The sequence below is a fragment of the Brachybacterium endophyticum genome (genome assembly GCF_003130585.1).
GTDB lineage: Bacteria > Actinomycetota > Actinomycetes > Actinomycetales > Dermabacteraceae > Brachybacterium > Brachybacterium endophyticum.
This window is the reverse complement of the sequence record NZ_QFKX01000001.1, coordinates 849,897-870,707: the sequence shown is the minus strand read 5'-3', so window position 1 is coordinate 870,707 and position 20,811 is coordinate 849,897. Positions and strand designations below refer to the sequence as shown.

Annotated in this window: 18 protein-coding genes; 5 read left to right on the top strand and 13 right to left on the bottom strand. The window is 72.8% G+C overall.

Translation table 11 applies throughout. From position 1 onward, the window contains the following. Nucleotide 1: 1 nt before the first annotated feature. The 6 genes from ccsB to DEO23_RS03785 are packed head-to-tail and all read right to left on the bottom strand — an operon-like array spanning nt 2 to nt 5,511. Nucleotides 2-1,078 (bottom strand): c-type cytochrome biogenesis protein CcsB, encoded by a 1,077-nt coding sequence (gene ccsB, locus DEO23_RS03810; protein WP_109274635.1) that lies wholly within the window; start codon nt 1,076-1,078, stop codon nt 2-4. Further along, the gene (gene resB, locus DEO23_RS03805; protein ID WP_240613191.1) at nt 1,075-2,853 is read right to left on the bottom strand and encodes a cytochrome c biogenesis protein ResB; all 1,779 of its coding nucleotides are present in this window, start codon (nt 2,851-2,853) and stop codon (nt 1,075-1,077) included. Before resB ends, ccsB begins: the two co-directional genes overlap by 4 nt. After that, complete coding sequence (locus tag DEO23_RS03800) at nt 2,853-3,638, bottom strand: cytochrome c biogenesis CcdA family protein (protein WP_109274634.1); 786 nt, start codon at nt 3,636-3,638, stop codon at nt 2,853-2,855. The genes resB and DEO23_RS03800 overlap by 1 nt, the downstream gene beginning before the upstream one ends. After that, nucleotides 3,635-4,252: a TlpA family protein disulfide reductase gene (locus DEO23_RS03795; protein ID WP_109274633.1), complete on the bottom strand. Its 618-nt coding sequence runs from the start codon at nt 4,250-4,252 to the stop codon at nt 3,635-3,637. Before DEO23_RS03795 ends, DEO23_RS03800 begins: the two co-directional genes overlap by 4 nt. Next, nucleotides 4,249-4,896, bottom strand: a complete 648-nt coding sequence (locus tag DEO23_RS03790; RefSeq protein WP_109274632.1) for a histidine phosphatase family protein — start codon at nt 4,894-4,896, stop codon at nt 4,249-4,251. Before DEO23_RS03790 ends, DEO23_RS03795 begins: the two co-directional genes overlap by 4 nt. 57 nt (nt 4,897-4,953) lie before the next feature. After that, complete coding sequence (locus DEO23_RS03785; RefSeq protein WP_109274631.1) at nt 4,954-5,511, bottom strand: MarR family winged helix-turn-helix transcriptional regulator; 558 nt, start codon at nt 5,509-5,511, stop codon at nt 4,954-4,956. A gap of 100 nt (nt 5,512-5,611) precedes the next feature. On the opposite strand from DEO23_RS03785, the gene DEO23_RS03780 reads away from it, so the two are divergent. Further along, complete coding sequence (locus tag DEO23_RS03780; RefSeq protein ID WP_109274630.1) at nt 5,612-6,154, top strand: YceI family protein; 543 nt, start codon at nt 5,612-5,614, stop codon at nt 6,152-6,154. 65 nt (nt 6,155-6,219) lie between these two features. Then, entirely contained in the window at nt 6,220-6,534 is a 315-nt protein-coding gene (locus DEO23_RS03775) for a glutaredoxin family protein (RefSeq protein WP_109274629.1), read from the top strand. A 106-nt stretch (nt 6,535-6,640) separates the two neighbouring features. Here DEO23_RS03775 and DEO23_RS03770 read toward each other — a convergent pair whose 3' ends face one another. The 4 genes from DEO23_RS03770 to DEO23_RS03755 form a co-directional block, all read right to left on the bottom strand. Next, nucleotides 6,641-6,739 carry a 30S ribosomal protein bS22 gene (locus DEO23_RS03770; protein ID WP_109274628.1) on the bottom strand — a complete coding sequence of 33 codons (99 nt, stop codon included), beginning with the start codon at nt 6,737-6,739 and terminating at the stop codon, nt 6,641-6,643. A gap of 161 nt (nt 6,740-6,900) precedes the next feature. Further along, nucleotides 6,901-8,589, bottom strand: coding sequence for a GTPase (locus tag DEO23_RS16485; RefSeq protein ID WP_109274627.1), 1,689 nt, complete (start codon nt 8,587-8,589; stop codon nt 6,901-6,903). Then, a complete protein-coding gene (locus tag DEO23_RS03760; protein ID WP_165831709.1) occupies nt 8,586-10,415 on the bottom strand; it encodes a dynamin family protein in 1,830 nt (609 codons plus the stop codon). Before DEO23_RS03760 ends, DEO23_RS16485 begins: the two co-directional genes overlap by 4 nt. Nucleotides 10,416-10,474: 59 nt before the next feature. Next, the gene (locus tag DEO23_RS03755) at nt 10,475-11,725 is read right to left on the bottom strand and encodes an acetoin utilization protein AcuC (protein WP_109274626.1); all 1,251 of its coding nucleotides are present in this window, start codon (nt 11,723-11,725) and stop codon (nt 10,475-10,477) included. Nucleotides 11,726-11,901: 176 nt separating this feature from the next. Between DEO23_RS03755 and DEO23_RS03750 the strand changes: the two genes are divergently transcribed. Next, the gene (locus tag DEO23_RS03750) at nt 11,902-13,320 is read left to right on the top strand and encodes a TrkH family potassium uptake protein (RefSeq protein WP_109274625.1); all 1,419 of its coding nucleotides are present in this window, start codon (nt 11,902-11,904) and stop codon (nt 13,318-13,320) included. A 171-nt stretch (nt 13,321-13,491) separates the two neighbouring features. Then, the gene (locus DEO23_RS03745; protein WP_109274624.1) at nt 13,492-14,157 is read left to right on the top strand and encodes a potassium channel family protein; all 666 of its coding nucleotides are present in this window, start codon (nt 13,492-13,494) and stop codon (nt 14,155-14,157) included. A 9-nt stretch (nt 14,158-14,166) separates the two neighbouring features. Here DEO23_RS03745 and proC read toward each other — a convergent pair whose 3' ends face one another. Continuing rightward, complete coding sequence (proC, locus tag DEO23_RS03740; protein WP_109274623.1) at nt 14,167-15,015, bottom strand: pyrroline-5-carboxylate reductase; 849 nt, start codon at nt 15,013-15,015, stop codon at nt 14,167-14,169. Nucleotides 15,016-15,073: 58 nt separating this feature from the next. Between proC and DEO23_RS03735 the strand changes: the two genes are divergently transcribed. Further along, a complete protein-coding gene (locus DEO23_RS03735) occupies nt 15,074-15,583 on the top strand; it encodes an NUDIX hydrolase (RefSeq protein ID WP_165831708.1) in 510 nt (169 codons plus the stop codon). Nucleotides 15,584-15,628: 45 nt separating this feature from the next. Here DEO23_RS03735 and DEO23_RS03730 read toward each other — a convergent pair whose 3' ends face one another. Both DEO23_RS03730 and DEO23_RS03725 read right to left on the bottom strand, forming a co-directional pair. Beyond that, entirely contained in the window at nt 15,629-15,868 is a 240-nt protein-coding gene (locus tag DEO23_RS03730; protein ID WP_109274621.1) for a hypothetical protein, read from the bottom strand. Then, entirely contained in the window at nt 15,865-20,721 is a 4,857-nt protein-coding gene (locus DEO23_RS03725; protein ID WP_109274620.1) for a hypothetical protein, read from the bottom strand. The genes DEO23_RS03730 and DEO23_RS03725 overlap by 4 nt, the downstream gene beginning before the upstream one ends. Nucleotides 20,722-20,811 lie beyond the last annotated feature (90 nt).

Genomic DNA, 20,811 nt, shown 5'->3' with positions numbered 1-20,811 from the left:
CTCAGCCCAGACCCGAGTACGAGTGCAGCCCGTTGATCACGAGGTTGACGAGGGTGTAGTTGATGATCACGCAGGCGAAGCCGGCGAGGGCGAACCAGGCCGCCTTGTTGCCGCGGAAGCCGCGGGTCGCGCGGGCGTGCAGGTAGCAGGCGTAGACCACCCAGATGACGAAGGTCCACACCTCCTTGGGATCCCAGTTCCAGTAGCGACCCCAGGCCTCGTTCGCCCAGACCGCCCCGAAGATGAGGGTGAAGGTCCAGCAGATGAAGCCCAGCGAGTGGAGGCGGAAGCACAGTGCCTCGAGCTGCTCGGCGGAGGGGATCCTGTCGGTCAGCGCGCTCACGGGTCCCCAGAAGCGCCCCAGCTCGCGGCCGTCAGCGGACCGTGCGGCGCGCACGCGGCCCACCCGCGTCGAGAGCAGCTGCAGAGCCGCCACGATCGCACCGAGGCCCGACAGTGCGGTCGCGATGATGGCGATGCCGATGTGGATGATCAGCCAGTGGGTGTTCTGCAGGCTCGGGGTGAGCTCCGAGGCGGGGATGATCCACGCCGTCTGGGCGATCAGCATCAGGACGAGCACGGGGAGCATCACGAGCGTGCCCAGCAGGCGCAGGTCCTTGCGGCGGATCGAGATCAGGACGAACAGCGCGATGATCAGGGCGCTCGAGGACATCGAGAACTCGTACATGTTGCCCCACGGGACCCGCCCGGTGGCCACGCCGCGCAGCACCATGGCGGTGATGTGGAGGACCGCGCCGATCGAGGCCATCACGTAGCCGAAGCCGCGGGGGCCCAGCGAGCTGGTGGTGGTCCCCGCCGCGGGGGCCGCGGAGTCCTCGGGACCCGTCGCCGTCGGGGCGGCGGCCGCACCGACGCCCGGCGATGCGGAGCGCGGGGCGTCGGCGCCGACGGTCGCGAGCTCGGCCCGCTCCCGCGTCCGCGCGCGCAGCTTCTGGTCGCTGCGGCGCTGGGTGACCCCGGAGAGGTCGGCGCCGAATCCGATCAGGGCGAGCACGTACAGGACGATCGTGAGGATGATCAGGAGGTTCGAGAGCTGCGCGAGCTGCTGGTCGATCACTGGGCTGGTCCTTCGTGGGAGGGGCGGGGCTCCGTGGAGTCGGCGCCGGGAGCGGGCGGCCGTGCCGCGTCGGGTGCGTCCGCCGGTTCGGGCGCGAGGTCGTGGGCGAGGGCGCGGACGTCGTCCTGGAGACGATCATCGTCGCTGCGGGCCAGTCCCGCCACCTCCAGGACGACGCCGTCGCCCTCGGGGACGGCACGCACCCAGACGCGACGACGCGGGACGTACAGGGAGAGGACGAGGCCCAGCACGGAGCTCAGCGCGGCGACCAGGGTGAACCCCTGGAAGGGGTCACGGCGGACGTCGAAGGCCGCGTAGCGCTTGACGCCGTCGAAGGAGACCGAGGAGCCGTCGGCCAGGGTGGTCGAATCCCCCGGCGACATCCGCAGCAGCGACTGGTTCCCGTCCTCGTCCTGCACGGGGGTCAGCGAGGACACGTCGACCTGGTAGGCGTTCTGCGGTGTCCCGCCGTCCAGCCCCAGGTCGCCGTTGTAGACGGTGAGGGCGAGCTCGGGGTTCACCAATCCCGGGAACTGCGAATGCGGGCCCTTCTCGTCGATCACGCCGGTGGGCAGGAAGAAGCCGACCACGGCCATCTGCTGCGGCTGGGCGTCGGGGGCCTTGATGACGACCTGCGAGGTGTACCCCATGTCACCGGTGGGGACGGCGTGCACAGGGCCCTGCGCGACCACGTTCCCCTTCGGGTCCTTCACGGTGATCTCCGGGGCGTACCCGTTGCCCAACAGGTACATGGTGGATCCGGCCACGTGCAGCGGATGGTTGAGGCGCAGCGTCTTGCTGAACTCGCCCTTGTCCGGGTCATCGACGCTGACGTCGGCCTCGAACTTCGTGGGCTGGCCGAAACGGTGCTCGTTCTGGCTGGTGTCGTACTCGGCGCGGAAGTCGTCGAGGGTGAACCGGAAGGGCGGCAGGTTCGAGTCGTCGTACCAGGCTCCCTTGTCGAACGAGTCGTACTCCGCCAGGGAGTTCGAGAAGCCCTGGCCCTCGACGACCGAGATCTGCCCGCGGTACTGCGTGAGGCCGCCGGCGGCGACCCCGATCAGCACGCACAGCAGAGCGATGTGGAACAGCAGGTTGCCGGTCTCGCGGAGGTAGCCGCGCTCGGCGGTGACCGAGCGGGCGCCGCCGGGCTCCTCGAGCGTGTCCACGCGGTACCGGCCACGGCGCAGCCGGCGGTGCGCCTGCGCGGTGAGCGTCTCGGCGTCGACGCCCTCGACGTGCACCCGGGTGTGGCCGACGAAGCGATTCAGCCGTGAGGGCGTGCGCGGGGGCCGCGAGCGCATCTGCCGCAGGTGCACGTTCAGCCGCGGCACCACGCAGCCCACGAGGGAGACGAACAGCAGCAGGTAGATCGCCGAGAACCACACCGAGGAGAAGACGTCGAAGAAGCCCAGGGCGTCCAGGAACTTCGCCCAGGACCCGTGCTCGGAGAGGTACTGGTCGGTCTTCGAGGGGTCGACGTTGCGCTGGGGGTAGAGCGAGCCGGGGACCGCGGCGATCGCGAGCAGGAGCAGCAGGAACAGGGCGGTCTGCATGCTGGTGAGCTGGCGCCACAGGAAGAGCAGCGTCCCGCGCACGCCGAGCTTCGGCAGCGAGGGCTTCCCTGACCCCGACTGTCGCAGGTCGCTGGCCTCCGGGGCGATGCGGCGGTCGCGTCCGCCGGCGGTGCCCATCTGCTCCTTCTGCTGCTCGGCGTCCTCGGCCGACGGGTCCGGCTTCGCGGCTCCGCGGCCCGCGTGCTTCCTACGACTCATCACACCACCGTCTCGAATCCGCCGATGAGGCTCTGCAGCTGTGCCATCCAGGCCGTCCAGGTGCCCGTGAGCAGCAGGACGCCGATCGCGATCAGGAGTGCGCCGCTGATCAGGGAGATCGCGCGGCGGTGCCGGGCCAGCGCACGGCTGGCCGCGAGCGCGCGCTGGAACAGCAGCGCGAACAGGACGAACGGGATCCCGAGCCCCAGCGAGTACGCGAGGGCGAGCAGGGCGCCGCGCAGCGGGGAGGCCCCGTCCAGGGAGAGGGCGACCACCGCGGCGTACGTCGGGCCGATGCATGGGGTCCAGGAGAACCCGAAGACGATCCCCATCAGCGGGGCGCCCCAGAGCCCGGCGTCGGGCCGGTGGCGCAGGCGTTTCTCGCCGCTGAGCGAGGGGAACAGACCCAGGAAGAGCAGCCCCATCGCGATCACGAGGACGCCGGAGATGCGGTTCACCCAGACCGCGTGGGACTGCACCACGTGGCCGAGGGCGCCGACGAACCCGCCGAGGACCATGAACACGAGGGCGAAGCCGAGCACGAACAGCACCGCGCCGAGCGCCATCCGGGAGGAGCCGCTGCGGCGACCACTGCGGGCGCCGCCTGCCGCGGCGTCCTGGCCAGCGAGCCCCGAGACGTATCCGAGATACCCCGGGACCACGGGCAGCACGCACGGCGAGACGAAGGCGACGATGCCCGCGGCCGCGGCGACCGCGAGGGCGACCCACAGCGATCCCGAGAGGATCGATGTGGAGAAGGCTTGTCCGATGTCCATCGCGCTCATTCGTCCAGCACGGTGTCGATCATCGAGCGCAGGATGGAGGGGTCGGCGGCGCCGGAGATCCGGGCGGCCACCCTGCCCTTCTCATCCAGGACGAGGGTCGAGGGGACGGCGTTGGGCGAGACCTGCCCACGCAGCGAGAAGAGGATCTTCGAATCGAGATCCGGGAGGGAGTGGTACGGCAGGGCGTACTTCTTCTGGAAGGCGAGCGCGGGGCCGGACTCGTCACGCACGTTGATCCCGATGAAGCGCACGCCCTTGGCGGCGTACTTCTCGGCGATCTTCACGAGGTCCGGGGCCTCCTTGCGGCAGGGGGCGCACGAGGCGTACCAGATGTTCAGCACCAGGATCGAGCCGCGGGCCTGCGTGCTCGAGAACTTCGCGCCCTCGTAGGTGGTCCCGGAGAACTCCACGGGCTCGCTGCGGTCCTTCGGGTCGATCTCGGTGGTGACGCCGTCGCCGGAGACGAACCCCTTGTCGCCGCCGTCACCTCCGCCGCTCTTGCCGCCGCCGTAACGATCGGAGGTGTCCGCGCCGCAGGCGGCCAGCAGCAGGGCGCCCGCGCCCGTGGTGGTCGCGGCGAAGAGTCGGCGCCGGGTCAGGCTGCGCGGGCTCATGCGCGCTTCCCGCCGGTGGCGTCGACGGCGCCCGGGTAGAGCTCCGCGGCGGGCTCCGCGTAGTCGATGCCCGCGAGGTGCGGGCCGACGAACCGCAGGCTCGTGATCGAGCAGAGTCGGCACTGGCGGCGCCGGGGGTCGTGGACCAGGCTCCTGCCCTCGGCGGAGAGCCGTGTGACCCAGATCGGGAGCTGGTGCAGGACGAGAACGGCCTCGTGCCCCTCGACCTCCTCGCGCGCGGACTGCACGGCGGAGATCACGCGAGCGGCCTGGTCGCGGTAGGACTCGCCCCAGGAGGGGCGGAAGGGGTTCAGGAACCAGCGCCAGTTGCGCGGGTCGTTGAACCGGGCGTCCCCGTGACCCATCCGCTGCCCCTCGAAGTGGTTACCGGACTCGATCAGGCGCGGGTCCTCGAGGACCGGCAGTCCGTGGATCGCGGCGATGGGCGCGGCCGTCTGCTGGGCGCGCAGCAGCGGGGAGGTGCGGACGGCACGGATGTCGCGCGGGGCCAGGTGATCGGCCGCCAGCTGCGCCATCTTCTGGCCGCGTTCGCTCAGGTGGTAGCCCGGGAGTCTGCCGTAGAGGATCTTCTCGGGATTGTTCACCTCGCCGTGACGGACGAGGTGGATGACGGTCGAGCTCATGAGCGCGGGAACCTCCGCGAAAACCGCAGGTGAGGGTGAACCGCCTCAACGTACCAATCAATCCTTGACGTCGGATGTGACGGTGCCACGGGTCACGGGGGCGTCCTCGGGGATCGTGCGACCCATGATCTGCCCCAGCTCGAGCAGACCCTGCGTCCCGACCGCGTCCACCAGGTGGCTCCGCACGGAGGCGACGTGCACCGGGGCGGCCTCGCGCAGCAGGGCCATCCCCTCGTCCGTGAGCACGGCCTCGCGCCCGCGGCCGTCGCCCGTGCAGCGCACACGCTCGAGGATGCCGCGCTTCTCGAGCCGAGCCACGGTATGGGTCAGTCGCGAGCGGGAGTGGACGACCTGATCGGCCAGGCTCGACATCCGGATCCTGCCCCCGGGCGCCTCGGACAGCCGCACCAGGATCTCGTACTCGTCCAGCGAGAGATCGAAGCGGGGGTCCTGCTCGAGCGCGGCGGAGATGTTCTCCATGAGCAGGTTCACGCCGTAGAGGAAGGTCCTCCACGCACCCTGCTCCTCCGCGCTCAGCCACGGCGCCTCCGGTGTCCCGTTCGCGTCATCCGCTGCGGACGTCCCGCCCGACCTCGTATCCTCGGTGACCGGCATCACGATCTCCTTCCGGCCCTCAGGGGCCTTGCATCTCCGACGCGTCATAGTTTACCTTTCAAGCACAAGCTTCGTCCACCGATCACGGAAAGAGGACACGATGACTGCTCTCCCCGACGGCATCAGCCAGGGCACCTGGTCTCTCGACCCCACCCACACCAACGCCGGCTTCACCGTCCGCCACGCGGGCATCTCGAAGGTCCGCGGCCACTTCGCCGACCTCGAGGGCTCGTTCGTCGCGGGCGAGGACCTGGAGTCCAGCCGCTTCGAGGCCACCCTGAAGACCGCGTCGGTCTCCACCGGCAACGAGGACCGCGACAACCACCTGCGCTCGGCCGACTTCTTCGACGCCGAGTCGAACCCGGAGATCACCTTCTCCTCCACCAAGGTCGCCTCCGGCGAGATCACCGGCGACCTGACCATCAGCGGCGTCACCCAGTCCGTGACCCTCGAGTACGACTACGAGGGCGCCGCGACCGACCCGTTCGACACCTACCGTGCGGGCTTCACGGCCTCCACGAAGATCTCCCGCAAGGACTTCGGGCTGACCTGGAACGCAGCCCTCGAGGCCGGCGGCGTCCTCGTCTCCGACGAGGTCAAGATCACCATCGAGGCCGAGTTCAGCGCCCCCACCGCGGCCTGACGACCCCTCGCCCGAACGGGCCGTCCACCTGCGGGTGGGCGGCCCGTTCGCCGTATCCTGGCCCGGTGAACTCCCCCACCTCGCTCCCGACCCCGCCTCGCCCCCAGGACGCCGACGCCCGGGTCCTCTACCTCACGCGTCCCGGCTGCCATCTGTGCGACGTCGCCCTGCCCGTGGTGCGGGCGGAGGCCGACCGGGCCGGCACTTCCGTCGAGGTGCGCGACATCGACGAGGACCCGCGGCTCGCCGAGGACTGGAACGAGCACGTGCCCGTGGTCGTGGTCGACGGCGTCGTGCACGCGCGGTACCGCGTGGAGGCCCCGGCGCTGCGCGCCGCCCTCGCCCGCCGCAGCTGGTGGCGCCGCCTGCTGAGGCGCTGAGACGAGGCGAAGGGCCCCGCCGGATGATCCGGCGGGGCCCTTCGTCACCTCGGTCCGCCCGTCGGGCGCGGGGCCCGGGACGGTCGCGCCCTGAGGGCGCGCGAGGTCACTTCTTGTTGCGGCGCTGGTGGCGCGTGCGGCGAAGCAGCTTGCGGTGCTTCTTCTTCGACATGCGCTTGCGACGCTTCTTGATCACGGAACCCATGGGGACCCCTGTTCTGCAGGCCGGAGCCTGCGGTCTCGGACGGAGAGCGGACTGCACGCGGCCCGGCCCACAAGCGGTGCTCCCGGCAGCCGGAGGATCGGCGCGGCGCCCACACAGGAGCACCACGAGTCCAGGGCCCGTGCCACAGTCGACGCCCGAGTCTACACGCGCCGGGAGGTCGCGTCGCCGCCCGCGGCTGCGAGATCCGTCGCAGAGCGCTGCGCGGCCTCGAGGCGGGCATCGACGGGTGCGATCACGAGGTCACGGGCGACGTCCCGGACCCGGCCCCGCAGCAGACGTCGGGCGCGGGCGGCATGCAGCCGGGAGACGAGCGCCGCCACGGCCCCGCCCAGCAGGGCGAGCAGTATCCCGGCGCCGATGCCGACCGCGACCAGCGCCGTGGGCAGCGGGATCGGCACCCACAGCTCGCGGATCATCGGCATCGGCGGAGCCGGGATCTGGAAGAAGCCCAGCACGGCGTTCAGGGCGAGCCAGCCCAGGCCGACCACCCAGGCGGCGAGTGCGAGCCACTGCAGGACGTCCAGCACCGGCCACCACCAGCCGCGGGTGCGACGCGAGAGGTCGGCGCCGACGACGGCCTGGTCCAGTGCGTCGGGCAGCTCGTCCTCGCGGGCGCGCGCGGCGCGGCGCAGGTCGGCACGCCAGGGATCGCTGCCGCGGTGGCTGAGGGTGTCGGCGAAGGCCCGCATGCCCTCGGAGGCGCGGGCCGCGCTCGCGGCATCGGGGGCGGGCAGCGAGGACCGGGCGGACGCCGCGGCGCCGTCCTCCCGCTCCCCGCGGCGTCCGGCCGGCCCGCTGCCGCCCAGGTGCAGACGGCCCAGCGGATCGGGGCGCACCCGGCGGATCCAGCGCACCACGGGCCAGCCGCTGCGGGCGTCGGCCCGGTGCCGGTAGGCACGCCCGACGGCCTGGACGACGGGTTCCACGCGCGCCGCGCCCTCCAGGGCGGTGCACAGCTGCTTCTCGGAGGCGGCATCGACCCGCTCGGGCAGTCCGCCGGGGTCGGCGGAGTCGCGCAGGGCGTCGGCCGCACCGGTGAGGTCCGCGCGCTGACGCTCGGCGACGGCCTCCTGCGCGCGGGCCAGGTCGACGAGCCGTGTGCGCAGCTCGTCCAGGCCCTCGCCGCTCTCGGCGGAGACGGTGAGCACGGGTGCCGCCTCGAGGCCGTCGCGGCGCATCAGGTCCGTGAGCGAGGCACGCAGCGCCCCGCGCTCGTCCTCCCGCACGGTGTCGATCTGGTTGAGCAGCACCAGGGTGACGGCGTCATGACCGGCGAAGGGCTCGACGAAATCGCGGTGGAGCACCCGGTCGGCGTACTTCTGCGGATCGGTCACCCACACCAGCACGTCGACCATGCCGGTCATCCGCTCGGCCACGGCCCGGTGGTCGCCCTGCACGGAGTCCAGGTCAGGGAGGTCCAGCAGCACCAGCCCGGGAGGCGACTGCCCGCGGCGGCCCGTTCCGGCCGCGACCAGCGGCCCTCCCGTCAGCTCGTGGCGGTCGGGGACCTCGAGCCAGTCCAGGAGCGCGTCGGCGCCCATCCCTCCCACGACTGCGGCATGCGGGGTCGAGGTGGTGGGGCGACGCACCGCCGCCGGGGAGATCTCCTGGCCGACGAGAGCGTTGACCAGGGAGGACTTCCCTGAGCCGGTGGCTCCGAAGAAGCCCACCACGACGTGCTCGGCCGAGAGCGCGCTGCGTGCGTCGATCCTCTCGAGCACCGCGTCGGCGCGCTCGAGCGCGGCGGCGGGGGCGATGTCGGCGAGGTCCGCGCGGGCACGCTCCAGGGCGTCCCGGCGTTCGGAGACCGGGATCCGGCGGCGCCTCATGACTGTGCCTCCTGCGCCTCGGCGCGGATGCGGCGGGCGAGCTCGGCCAGGGCGCGGGAGTCCTCGCGCAGGTCGTCGGCGGCGGTCCCCTCGGGAACGGCGTCGAGGCGGTCGCGGAAGGGCGCGGCGCGGTCCTCGACGAGGTCGTGCAGGCGCTCGACGAGTCGCTCCCGGGCGGTCCTGGCCAGTCGGCGCACCGCGTCCTCGCCGAAGATCGTCTCCAGCAGCTTCTGTCCCACGATCGCGGTCGCGGCGCCCGTCCCCACCTCGAGGCCGGTGGGGATGAACGCGGTGGAGGCGAAGACGACGACCATCAGGGCCACGCCGACCGCGTTGACGCCGAGCGAGAGCACGCGGGCCTTCGTGCGGCGGTCGGCGCCCTCGCTCCGGACCAGCTCGAGGACGTCGCCCTGCCAGGCGCGGACGGCCCGGGAGACCTCCTCCGGGTATCCCTCGGGCATCCGCGCGAGGTCCTCGCCCTCCACGAGCACCCGGCCCGCCGTCTCGGAACGCCAGCTCTGCTCGACCCGCTCGGCGCCGCGGGCGGTCTCGTCGACCACCACGTGCACGAGTCCGGTCTCGAGGGCGTCCTGGGCGGCGACCGCGGGCTTCCCCTCGCCGCGCAGACTCCGCGCCAGGCGGTCCCGGACACGCCCCACGAAGGATTCGAGGGAGCGGATGATCTCCCCGGTCCCCACGACGTCCTGCCAGCGGGCCAGCACCTCGCCGCGCAGCAGGGATCCGTCGCCGACGGCCTGCTCGATGCGTTCGCGGGCCTCCTCGAAGGCGGCGTCGATCTCCTCGTCCAGGTGCGTGCGCAGCGCGTCCTGCTCGTCGACCCCCTCGGCGAGGGCGCCCAGTCCGTCGGCGAGCTCGTCGAGGGAGCCCGCGAGGGTGCGCCGCGCGATCGCGCCGCGTGCGTCCTGGTCCTCGGCGAGCGCCGTCAGCCAGTCCCGCAGCGGCGCCACGTCCTCGGCCGCGGGCGCTCCCGCCCGTGCCGGCGCGGTCTCGCGGATCCGGAAGAGACGAGCGGGGTCGAGCCGGTGGCGCGCGAGCATGTCGTGCAGGTCCCCGGCGAGCTCGTCGGCGACGCCGGGCCGATCGGGGATGCGGTTCATCACCACGGCCACCGTCGCGTCCCGCTCCACCGCCGTGGTGAGCACCTGCCACGGCACGGCGTCGGCGTACCGGTTGGCGGTGGTCACGAACAGCCAGAGGTCCGCGGCGCGCAGCAGCTGGCGGGCGAGCTCCCGGTTGCCGGCGGCCACGGAGTCGATGTCCGGGGCATCGAGCAGGGCGAGTCCCTCGGGGACGGACTCCTGGGCGCGCAGCTCGAGCTCGGTGGCCGGTTCGTCGTCCCCCGCGGGCCCTGCGGACCCTGCGGCATCGCCGGCCGTTCCGGGTCCTGCGGTGGCCGGGGCCGAGTCCGGATGCACGCGGGAGAGGCCGGGCAGGATGCGGGTGCCCTCGAACCAGGGGGCGTCGGCGGGGTTGTGCAGCAGGACGGGCCTGCGGGTGGTGGGGCGGATCGCCCCGGCGCGGGTGACCTCCTCCCCGACCAGGGCGTTGATGATCGTGGACTTGCCGGCTCCGGTCGACCCGCCGACGACCACCAGCAGCGGCGCGTCCACGGACTGCAGACGCGGGATCAGGTGGTCCTCGAGCTGGGCGGAGGCCGCGGTGACCCGCGAGCGCATGGCCCGGGCATCGGTGGTCTCCAGCTCCAGACGTACCCCGTCGAGATCGGCGGCGACGTCGTCGAGCACCGCGGCGGGCCGCTCCGCGGGCGGCGGAGGATCCGCAGGGCGCGGGGTGTGCTGACTCATCCGGTCATTGTGGCAGTCCCGTCGCGCGGGACCCACTCACGGGGCGCGCTGCTCGCCGATCAGTCGTAGAACGGGTCGAGCCCCCATTCGGGGAAGGCCGTACGGCGTGCGGCCTGGATCGCCCGGTCGAGGTCGTCGGCCGGGTCGAACCCGGTCGACCAGTCGCGCACAGCGAGGGGACGCTGCTCGCCCAGGCCCATCTCCGCGGGGGCCTCGGGATCCAGCAGCCCGTGCGCGCGCAGCAGCTCGCGGGCCTCCTCGGCGTAGGCGGCAGGGGTCTCGCCCTCCTCGGGCAGGGGCTCGCCGGTGATCACGGCGACCAGGTGCGCCCAGGAACGGGGGACGACGTCGGTGACGGCGTACCCGCCTCCGCCGAGGGCGAGCCAGCGACCGCCGGCGGACTCCTCGGCGACCTCCCGCATCAACAGCATGGCGGCGCGCTGCGCCTCGAGGGTGACGCCGAAGTCCGCGAGCGGGTCGCTGCGGTGACTGTCGGCCCCGTGCTGGGTGACCAGCAGCGTCGGGCGGACGGCCCGGGCGAGGGCGGGAACGGTGGCGCCGATCGCGCGCAGCCAGCCGTCCGCATCGGTGCGCGGCGGCAGCGGAACGTTGATGGCGCTCCCCTGGGCACCTGCACCGCCGGTGTCCTGGACGAACCCGGTCCCCGGGTACAGCCGCTCCCCGGTCTCGTGGATCGAGAGGGTCACGGCGCGGGGCTCGTCCCACAGGGCGCGCTCGACGCCGTCGCCGTGGTGGACGTCGAGGTCGACGTAGAGGATCCGCTCCTCCCCCGCCGCGAGCGCGTGCCGGATCGCGACCGCGGCGTCGTTGTACACGCAGAAGCCGGCGGCCTGGGCGGGGCGTGCATGGTGCATGCCGCCGGCGAAGTTCACCGCCCGTGCCAGGCGGCCCGAGGTGATCGCATCGATCGCCGCCAGCGATCCGCCGACGAGGCGGGCGCTCGCCTCGTGCATGCCCGGGAAGGCGGGGACGTCGTCACCGCCGATGCCGAAGGAGATCAGGGAGTCCTCGTCGAGGCCGGCGCCCGGCTGCGAGGCACGGCGCACGGCGGCGAGCAGCTCGGGCGTGTGCACGCTCAGCAGCTCGGCGTCGGCGGCGACCGGGGCGGGCAGGATCTCCACGCCGGGACGATCGAGCAGCCCGGCGGTCCGGGCGAGCAGGTGCGTGAGCTGCAGCCGCACCGGCGACATCGGGTGGTACGGGCCGAAGTCGTACTGCGCGAGGGCGTCGTCCCAGACGACGCCGCTGCCGGGCGCACGGCGGGGCGTGCCGTGGGGAGCGGGGACCATGCGAGGAAGGCTACCCAGCACCGTGGACGCAGGCCGCATCGTCCGTGTTCCGGCCGCGGTGAGGACGGGTCCGGGGCGTGGTCGCGGGAGGGCGTGGGCGCCGCCTGGGTGCGACGTAGACTGCGCGACGGATCGACGTGCCCGCCGGGCGCGGTGCACGAGTCTGGAGGCGGTCGATGAGCGAGGGCGGTGAGCAGGGCGGGCGGGCCGTGAGGTCGCCGGGAGCTCTGGCCGAGCACCTCCGCCACGTGTGGCGATCCGCGGTGCTGACCTCCGCCCGCAACTCCCCTGCCCGGCTCGCGCTCACCGTCTTCACGGTGATGATCGGCCTGGTCACGGCCCTGCTGATGTCGCCCGTCGCCGCGGCCGAGGGCACCCCCACCTCGTTCCGCGACGCGCTGTTCACCTCGGTCTCGGCGATCTGCGTGACGGGACTGACCACCGTGGACACCGCCTCCCACTGGTCCACCGCGGGCCTGGTGGTGATCATGATCGCGATGAAGATCGGCGGCCTCGGCGTGTTGACGCTCGCCTCCTTGCTGGGACTGTCGGTGATGCGCTCGATGGGTCTCGCCCAGCGCATCATCACCGCCCGTGAGACCCGCGCCGAGCGCCTGGCGGAGGTCGGCGGGGTGCTGCGCACGATCGTGATCACCTCGACCACCTTCGAGGTGATCACCTTCCTGGCCCTGGTGCCGTACATGTTCGCGACCGACCACAGCACCGGCGCGTCGCTGTTCTACGGGGCGTTCTACGCGATCAGCGCCTTCAACAACGCCGGCTTCGTGCCCGAGCCGGGCGGCATCACCCAGTACCTGGCCGACCCGTTCTTCACGATCCCGATCTCGACCGCCGTGTTCGTCGGCTCGCTGGGGTTCCCCGTGATCCTGGTGCTGGTCAAGAAATGGCGCACGCCGCGGCACTGGACGCTGCACGCCAAGCTCACCCTCGCCACCTCCGGGATCCTGCTGGTCGCGGGCCTGCTGGGGTACCTGGCGATGGAGTGGTCGAACCCGCGCACCCTGGGCGCGGAGGGCTTCGGCTCCAAGGTGCTGGCCTCCCTGTTCGCCTCGGTGATGCCGAGGTCCGGGGGCTTCGCGACCCTCGACATCTCCGCCCTCGAACCGCAGACCCGTCTGTTCACCGACCTGCTGATGTTCATCGGCGGCGGCTCCGGATCCACCGGCGGCGGCATCAAGGTGACCACGTTCGCGCTGCTCGCGCTGTCGATCGTCGCGGAGGCCCGCGGCGACCGCGACGTCGAGGTGTTCGGCCGGCGGATCCCGCACGAGACCATCCGCCAGGCGATCGGCGTACTCGTGATGAGCGCGTCCGTCGTCTTCGTGTCCACCTTCCTGGTGCTGGAGATGACGCCGTTCAGCCTCGACGAGGTGCTCTTCGAGGTGCTCTCGGCCTTCGGCACCGTGGGCCTGTCCACAGGGATCACCCCGCACCTGGGCGATGCGGCGAGCTTCGTGCTGATCGTGTGCATGTACCTGGGCAGGATCGGCCCGATGACGCTGGGGGCGGCACTCGCGCTGCGATCCCGCTCGCGAGTGGTGCGTCTGCCCAGCGAGCGTCCGATCGTCGGCTGACGCCGCGGAGCGCGATCCGACGCTTCGCGCGCTGGACGAGGAGGACGCGCGGCGAGGCCGGGCACGCTGAACGTGGCGGGGCCGCCACGACCGCGGAACCCGCGGGCCTAGACTGTGGCGCGGCGCGATCGGTCCCCGACGCGCCGCGCACCGAGCACATCAGGAGTGAGCGTGGCCCGACCCCGTGGCAGCAGCGGAGCACTCGTGGTGGGTCTGGGACGCTTCGGCGCCTCCCTGGCCCTCACCCTCGAGGAGCTGGGCACCAACGTGCTGGCAATGGACACCCGCGCCGACCTCGTCCAGGAGTACTCGGGACGCCTGACCCACGTGGTCGAGGCCGACGGCACCCAGATGGAGTCGCTCGCCCAGGTGGGCGCCGCCGATTTCTCCGTCGCCGTGGTCGGGGTGGGCACCTCCCTCGAGGCGAGCGTGCTGATCACCGCGAACCTCGTGGACCTGGGCAAGCCCGTGATCTGGGCGAAGGCCATCAGCGTCCCCCACGGCAAGATCCTCGAGCGCATCGGCGCCCACCACGTGGTCTTCCCCGAGAAGGACGCCGGGCAGCGCGTCGCGCACCTGGTCAACGGCCGCCTGATCGACTTCATCGAGTTCGACGACGGCTTCGCGATCGTGAAGATGCGGCCCCCGAAGGAGATCGTCGGCTTCTCGCTGCAGGAGTCCGACATCCGCGCCAAGTACGGCGTGACCGTGGTGGGCGTGAAGTCCCCGGGTCGGGACTTCACCTACGCCGACGCGCAGACCAAGGTCTCCCAGCACGACCTGGTGATCGTCTCGGGGCACACGGAGCTCATCGAGCGCTTCTCGAACCGGCCGTAGCCGGAAGTTTCACTCCCCCGACATCGCGCGGGACTTCTGCGCAGCGGCGTTCATCGCGGCGGCCAGGGCGGGGCGGATGCCTGCCTCCTCGAGCGCGGCGATGCCCTCGGCCGTGGTGCCGCCGGGGCTCATCACCTTCCCGCGGGCCACGGCCGGGTGGTCGCCCGTCTCCTGCAGGAGCATCGAGGCGCCCTTCACGGTCTGCAGGATCACGCGCGTCGCCTCGGGGCGGGGAAGCCCCTGACGCACGGCCTCGTCGATCATCGCGTCCACGACGGTGAACACGAAGGCGCTCGCGCTCCCGGCGGCACCGATCATCGCGTGGCCCTTGTCCTCGGGCAGGTCGACGACGATGCCGGCCGCGGAGAGCAGCGCCCGGGCGAGGTCCTTCGATGCCTCGGAGGCGTCGGGCGAGGCCATCAGGTGGGTGACGCCCTCGCCGATCGCCATCGGCGTGTTCGGCATCGCGCGGAGGACCTGGGGGTGGCCGCCCAGCGGCTCAGCGAGCGAGTCCAGGGTGGTGCCCGCGGCGATGCACACCACCACGGTGTCCTCCTGCAGGGCCTCGCGGACGGTGGGCAGCACCGACTCCAGCTGGTAGGGCTTCACGCCCAGCACGATGACGTCGGCCCCGGAGAGGTCCTCGGGGGTGCCGGCGCTCGCACCGAGCTCCTCGGCCGCGCGCTGCGAGGACTCCTCGGAGGAGTTCACGATCCGCAGGTTCTGCGCGGTGACGCCGGCGGAGAGCATGGCGCGCACGAACGCGCCGCCCATGTTCCCCGCGCCGAGCACCGTCACGCGGACGTCGGCGAGGTCGGGGGCGCTGCTGCTGGTCTCGTTCGTCGTGGTGTCGTTCATGATCACCACTCTAGGACGAGCTCGAAGGCCGGATTCAACCGCCCGTACACTGCGGCCCATGCCCCTGTCGCCCGCCGTGCGTGCTCTCACCCGTCTGCTGGACGTCCTGCCCGATGTGGTGCGCCGCAAGCTCGTGTGGGGCGCCGTCCTGGCGAGTCAGCCCCGATTCCTGGTGACGGTGTGCGCGGTGCTGCGATCGGCCGACGGCCGGGTGCTGCTGTTCGAGCACCGCTTCTGGCAGGACGGCCGCTGGGGCGTCCCCTCGGGGCACATGCGCCACGGCGAGACGCCGGCGGCCGCTGCCGCTCGTGAGCTGCGCGAGGAGTGCGGACTGCGGGCCCGTGACCTCCGTGTGGTGCGGGTGGTCGCCGGGGAGGGCGGTCAGCGCCACCGGGTGGAGATCTGGCTGCTGGGCAGCCTGGACATCACGGAGGCACCCGATCAGTCGCTGCTGGAGAGTCGGGAGATCTGCCGCGCGGAGCTGCTGACTCCCGAAGTCGCCCTGCGCACCGCCCGGCCGGGTCAGGCGCGCATCCTCACGGATCTCCTGACGCCGACGGAGGACTGAGGGCCGGGACGCGGCCCCTCCTCTCCTCTCGGACGCGGGGGCAGGTCAGCCCCCGGTCCCCCAGTGCGGGGGCACGTCCCGCAGGATCTGTGCCTCGCGGGAGCCCGTCTCCCCTGCTTCCGGCGCGTCCTCACCGGCCTTGTTCGGGATCACCGGTGGGCCGGCCGCGCCGGCGCGTCGACCCGACCGCTCGGCTCCGTCGTCAGCGCCGGCGGCGGGCGTACCGTCGTCCCAGGGGATCGGCTTGCCGGTGATCGAGGAGATCACCACGCGACGGGAGCTCATTGCCGTTCCTGGAAGCGGCGGATGGCGCTGCTGACCGAGACGTCCAGCAGCACGGAGCGCTGCGTGAACCCGAGGAAGCTGCGCACCTCGGCCGCCAGGTGGTCCTCGAGCCGGGCGCGGCCGTCGGAGGCGATGTACTCCACGACCTCGTCGAAGTCCTCGCTCGAGTAGAACTCGAGCGGGTGCCCGGCCGGGATCTGCGGCCGCGGCAGCCGGTGACGCGCTCCCCCGGTTCCTTCGAGCGCGGCCTGCTCGGCCTCGGTGCGGTAGAGCAGGAGCGCACGGTCGACGCCGCGGCGGATCCGGTCCGCCTCGCCGTCGGGATCGATGAACAGAGCCCAGGACCACACGCGCTCGGTCGCCCAGCCGGCCGCCTCGAGCCGCTCGGCCCGCAGCCGGTCCCGCTCGCGCTGCCCGGCGGTCGCGACGTACTGCTCCCCGTCGGTGTCGACGGCGAGCAGGTAGCGGCCGGGCAGGTCGGGGTGGCCGAGGGCCAGGTCGATACGGTCCGAGGTCTCCCCGAAGTCGGTCTCGACCACGAGGCCGAGTCGCCACAGACGATCCGCGAGGTCGTTGACCAGAGCGTTCGTCTCCAGTGCGGGCGCGGAGACGGCGTCCTCCGTCTCGGCGTCGGATTCCGTGGCGTCGGCAGTGCCGGCAGTATCGGCAGTGTCGGCAGTGTCGGCAGTGTCGGACGCTCCCTCGGACGTCCCGTCCGAGTCCTCATCCCCGGCGGGGGCGTCGGCAACGGTCTCCGCAGGGAGCGCTGCATCGGTGCCGGGAGCCCCGGACTCCGACGCCGCCGGAGCAGATGCCTCGGGGGTGGGCGCCTCGGCGTCCCTCTCCTCGGCCGGGTCGTCCGCGACGCCCTCGACGCCCTCGGCGCCGGGAGCCCCGACGGCGACGGAGCCTGCGGACACGGATCCCGGGGAACGGGGTGCCGCTGGATCGGACGCGGTCGCACCGCTCCCGGCGGACCCGTTCTCGGCCTCGGCAGTTCCCGAGCCCGTCTCCACGTCCGCCGCCGTGGGTGCCGGCGCCTGGGCATCAGCATCGGCGTCGGCAGCGGCGAGGGCTGCCTCGATCTGATCGTCGACGGATCCCGCGTCGACCTCGGCCTCGACCTCGGACGCGGTCTGGCCGCCCGCGCTCGCCCCGGGATCCCCCGGAGCGGGCTCCTCGTGGGCGAGGTCCGTTGACTGCGGTCCCGAGTCCTCCCGGACCGCCGCCTCGTCATGGTCCCGCGGGCCCTGCGTCGCGGGACCCGTGGCGCTGATCGCCTCGTCGGCGCCGCCGTGGAGGACGACGAGCATCGCACGCAGGTCGCGCGCGCCATCGCTCTTCAGGCGCGAGGGATCGAGATCCTCGACGTCGAAGGCGGAGACCACGGTGGTGCGGCCCCGCGCGCGGGTGAGCACGGTCGCGAGGGCCTTGCGGCCGTCAGGCGCGGAGAGCGGGCCGAAGCGGTGCAGCAGCCGGCCGTGCGGCGTCTTCCCGAAGCCCAGCGACACGATGACCTCGTCGCGCACCACGCCCGATGCGCGCGAGGCGGGGAGCACGGTGAAGTACTCGGCGCTGCCGGCATCGAAGAACTCGCGCAGCCCGGGCACCACCGAGACGGTGTGCATGATCCTCTCCATGACCTTGCGGGCGTGCTCGGCGGTGAGGGTGAAGACGGCGAGCGAGTGCTCGGGGCGGTGACGGGCGTGCTCGATCACGAGGTCGGTGACTCGGCGCAGCTCGGCCTCGGTGCTCTCGACGAGCTCGCTGCCGGTGGGGACGGCTCCCCGTGCGTTCTCGACCACGACCAGCCGGTCGGGATCGGTCACCGAGGGGCTCGGGGTGGAGAGCGCCTCGCCCACGAGACCGCGGCGCTGCGCGAAGGCCCGCAGCGCGGACGTCGCCGGTCGCGGGTCGCGCAGCAGGGGCACGTGCGGGGCGACCTCGAGCATGTCGTCCAGCAGCACCGGCCCCTCGAACTCCGCATGGTCCAGCACGTCACCGATGACGACGGTCTGGTCGGCGCGGGCGATGGCCGGGAGGGCAGCCGCCGTCGGCAGGCGCCCGCCGTCGGCGACGATCAGAAGGTCGAAGTGGCGGCCGCGCGGGACCACCTGGGGCACCAGGTACGGGGAGGCCAGCCAGGTGGGGCGGGCGGCGAACAGGATGTCCTCGTACTTCGCGGCGAGGTCGCGCACGGAGACGGTCGAGGAGCGTGCGAGCTCGGCGATCGCGGCCCGCGAGGTGTCCGGGAAGGTCTTCATCGTCGAGACCAGGCGGTCGTCGCTCGCCCCGCGCACGCGGTAGGCCGCACGTTCCATGTGCTCGGCGTCGAGGCGGCGGAACCGCTCGGCGACCTGGGAGAGGCTGGTGCCGTCGTACTGCGAGATGGTGGGCTCGGCGCGCGCGATCAGCTCGAGCACGCTCTGCCACCAGGCCAGGTCCAGCTCGGCGCCGACGTGCTTCTCGCGCACGCCGCGCGAGCGCAGGTCCTCGACGAGGTCCCCCAGTCCGTCCGCGGCCAGCGAGCGCAGCAGCGTTGTGCGTCGGGGCAGCTCGACGAGGTCCGACCGGTCCGCGTGCAGATCGTCCGCACGCGCGGCGAGCTCGTCGACATCGGTGCGGGTGAGCGCCCCGCCTGCCGGGGTGCCCTCGAGCAGCACGGCGAGCTCGTCGCACAGGGACTGCAGCTTCTCGAGCACCTGTTCGGCGTTCTCGAGCGTGTCGGGCACGCTCGGCGAGGCCCCGGAGCCGCCGTCGGCCGCTCGCCACTCGTCGCGCACGGACCGCACGGTGCGCAGGGAGTCGTGCAGGTCGGGAGCCAGCGACGCGGGGCGCTGCAGGGCAGCGGCCTCCTTGCGCAGCCGTCGGCGGGTCGTGAAGCTCATGACCACACCGTGCTCGCGCCGCCAGTCCTTCTCGGCCGTCGCAGCGATCAGGTCGTCCAGCGGGGCGTTGAACACGGCCGACTGGAAGACCGAGAGCACACCGCGCACACGGTGCAGCAGCTGCACCCGGGCGATCATGGCCTCGAGGGTGCGGGCCTCGGAGAGGCCGATCGCGGGTCCGGTGCGCTCGATGACCCGGCGCAGCTGCGGCAGCAGGGTCTCGCGCAGGCGTCCGACCAGGGCGAGAGCGTGCTCGGCCTGCGTGTCGGAGGTGATGCGGGCGCCGTACCAGGCGGTGTCGTCCGGTCCGATCGAGAGCACGCCGATGCGGGCGGCCTCGCGCAGCGCCTCGGCCCCGCGCTCACGGTCCTCGCCGACCATCGTCGCGGCGACATCCGCGCCCAGTCGCACCTCGGTGCGCGGAGCCGGACGCATGCGGGTCAGGGCCGCGAGCGCCGAGAGGGCGTCGTGCGCGGAGGCGTTCCAGGGCTGCTGGATGCGGTGCATCGCCTCGACGTGACCGCTGAGGATGCTGCGCGTCTCGGCGAGCTCCTGCGGCACCTCGGTGGAGACCGGCGCGCTGAAGGAGCCCGCTCGGCGCAGGCTGTGCAGGAGAGCCTGCGAGGCGTTGCGCTGCAGGGAAGGGTCCGGGGAGAGGTCGAAGACCAGGTCCTCCAGCCCCCGCTCCCGGGCGATCGACGCGAGATGGGCGAGGTTCCGCCGACGCTGGGAGACCACCAGGACGCTCTTGCCGCGTGCGTTGGCCTCGGCGGCCAGATCGATGACGAAGTCGATCGGGTCCGTGCCGGGGGGTGCCGAGACGGCGAGGTCGGCCCCGCCGAGCACGTGGGCGAGGACGTTCATCCGGTCCGGCGAGAGCGCCGTGACCATGTCGGACTCCTCGGGCGCGGCGGGGGCCTGCTCGCTGCGCGCGGTGATCGCGGCGCGCGCCTCGGGGTCACCGGCGAGCGCGGCCACCAGGTCGCTGTCGGCCCATTCGGCCGGCTCGGTCCGCAGGTCCTCGACGAGCTGGCCGGCGGCGTCCATGAGGTTGCCGATCACGAGGGCCTGGGCGACGCGGAAGCCGGGAAGGGGCTGGCCGAGGGACTTGAAGGCGTCGATCACCGGCGTGGGGTCGAAGCCGTAGGGCCCCTCGGTGGTGGCCAGCAGCGCACGTGCATCCACCGCGATCCCGGCCTCGCGCAGCGCGCGCAGCAGCACCGGGTTGACGTCGACGGTGGCGTCCAGGTCCAGGTCGACGTCCTCGCGGGCGCTGCCGCGCAGCCGCAGCGTGATCGGCCGGACCAGCACGGGGGCGTGGAAGGGCTCCCCGCCCTCCTCGGGGATCCAGGTGGCCTCGCCGATGCCCAGATGGCAGGTGCTCAGGCCCACCTCCTCCGCCTGGCGCTCGGCGATCTCCCGGATCGCGCGCGCCTCGGCACGCGCATCGGCGAGTGCTCCGACCTCGCGCACGAGGGAGGACAGTCGCGTCGGCCCACGGCCCGCGAGGAGCTGGGCGAGACCGGAGGGGTGGCAGTGGGTCAGGTCCAGCACGTGCTCGCCCGCGCGCATGCGCGTGAGGAAGGAGGGCTCGTTGCGGGTCCCGGCGATCTGGAGCATCCAGCGGTCCAGCGCGCTGCCGACGCGGTCGGGGCGGCTGAGCGGCGCATCGTCCACGCGGCGGCGCGGGAGGCTGTCCTCCTCCTGCACCGGTGCGACGTCGGCTCCGGTGGGGCCCAGGCGGTGCTGGATGGAGATGTGCACGCCGGTGTCGGCGGGGTCCGCGCTCGCGGCGCTCGCGCCGCTGCGGACCGACCCGGGGCGGGAGGAGCGGGCATCCGGGGCCGCGGCCGCCGCGGCCTGGTCATGGTCCTCGGCCCGGCTCCCGGGCCCCTCCTGCGATGCGCCGCGGACGGCGTCGCGCCCCTCGTCGGCGTGCTTCTTCCCACGCAGCAGTCTCCACATGGTGGCCACGCTACCGGCAGGGACGGTGTCCGGCGTGCAGGCGTGCCGCGCCACGGGATGCAGGCACGCAAGGGTTCGTCACATGCACGC

Coding starts and splice junctions, on each gene's coding strand:
- resB (WP_240613191.1), bottom strand. CDS start 2,853: ATGAGTCGTAGGAAGCACGCGGGCCGCGGAGCCGCGAAGCCGGACCCG.
- DEO23_RS03800 (WP_109274634.1), bottom strand. CDS start 3,638: ATGAGCGCGATGGACATCGGACAAGCCTTCTCCACATCGATCCTCTCG.
- DEO23_RS03795 (WP_109274633.1), bottom strand. CDS start 4,252: ATGAGCCCGCGCAGCCTGACCCGGCGCCGACTCTTCGCCGCGACCACC.
- DEO23_RS03790 (WP_109274632.1), bottom strand. CDS start 4,896: ATGAGCTCGACCGTCATCCACCTCGTCCGTCACGGCGAGGTGAACAAT.
- DEO23_RS03785 (WP_109274631.1), bottom strand. CDS start 5,511: ATGCCGGTCACCGAGGATACGAGGTCGGGCGGGACGTCCGCAGCGGAT.
- DEO23_RS03780 (WP_109274630.1), top strand. CDS start 5,612: ATGACTGCTCTCCCCGACGGCATCAGCCAGGGCACCTGGTCTCTCGAC.
- DEO23_RS03770 (WP_109274628.1), bottom strand. CDS start 6,739: ATGGGTTCCGTGATCAAGAAGCGTCGCAAGCGCATGTCGAAGAAGAAG.
- DEO23_RS16485 (WP_109274627.1), bottom strand. CDS start 8,589: ATGAGGCGCCGCCGGATCCCGGTCTCCGAACGCCGGGACGCCCTGGAG.
- DEO23_RS03760 (WP_165831709.1), bottom strand. CDS start 10,415: ATGAGTCAGCACACCCCGCGCCCTGCGGATCCTCCGCCGCCCGCGGAG.
- DEO23_RS03755 (WP_109274626.1), bottom strand. CDS start 11,725: ATGGTCCCCGCTCCCCACGGCACGCCCCGCCGTGCGCCCGGCAGCGGC.
- DEO23_RS03750 (WP_109274625.1), top strand. CDS start 11,902: ATGAGCGAGGGCGGTGAGCAGGGCGGGCGGGCCGTGAGGTCGCCGGGA.
- proC (WP_109274623.1), bottom strand. CDS start 15,015: ATGAACGACACCACGACGAACGAGACCAGCAGCAGCGCCCCCGACCTC.
- DEO23_RS03735 (WP_165831708.1), top strand. CDS start 15,074: ATGCCCCTGTCGCCCGCCGTGCGTGCTCTCACCCGTCTGCTGGACGTC.
- DEO23_RS03730 (WP_109274621.1), bottom strand. CDS start 15,868: ATGAGCTCCCGTCGCGTGGTGATCTCCTCGATCACCGGCAAGCCGATC.
- DEO23_RS03725 (WP_109274620.1), bottom strand. CDS start 20,721: ATGTGGAGACTGCTGCGTGGGAAGAAGCACGCCGACGAGGGGCGCGAC.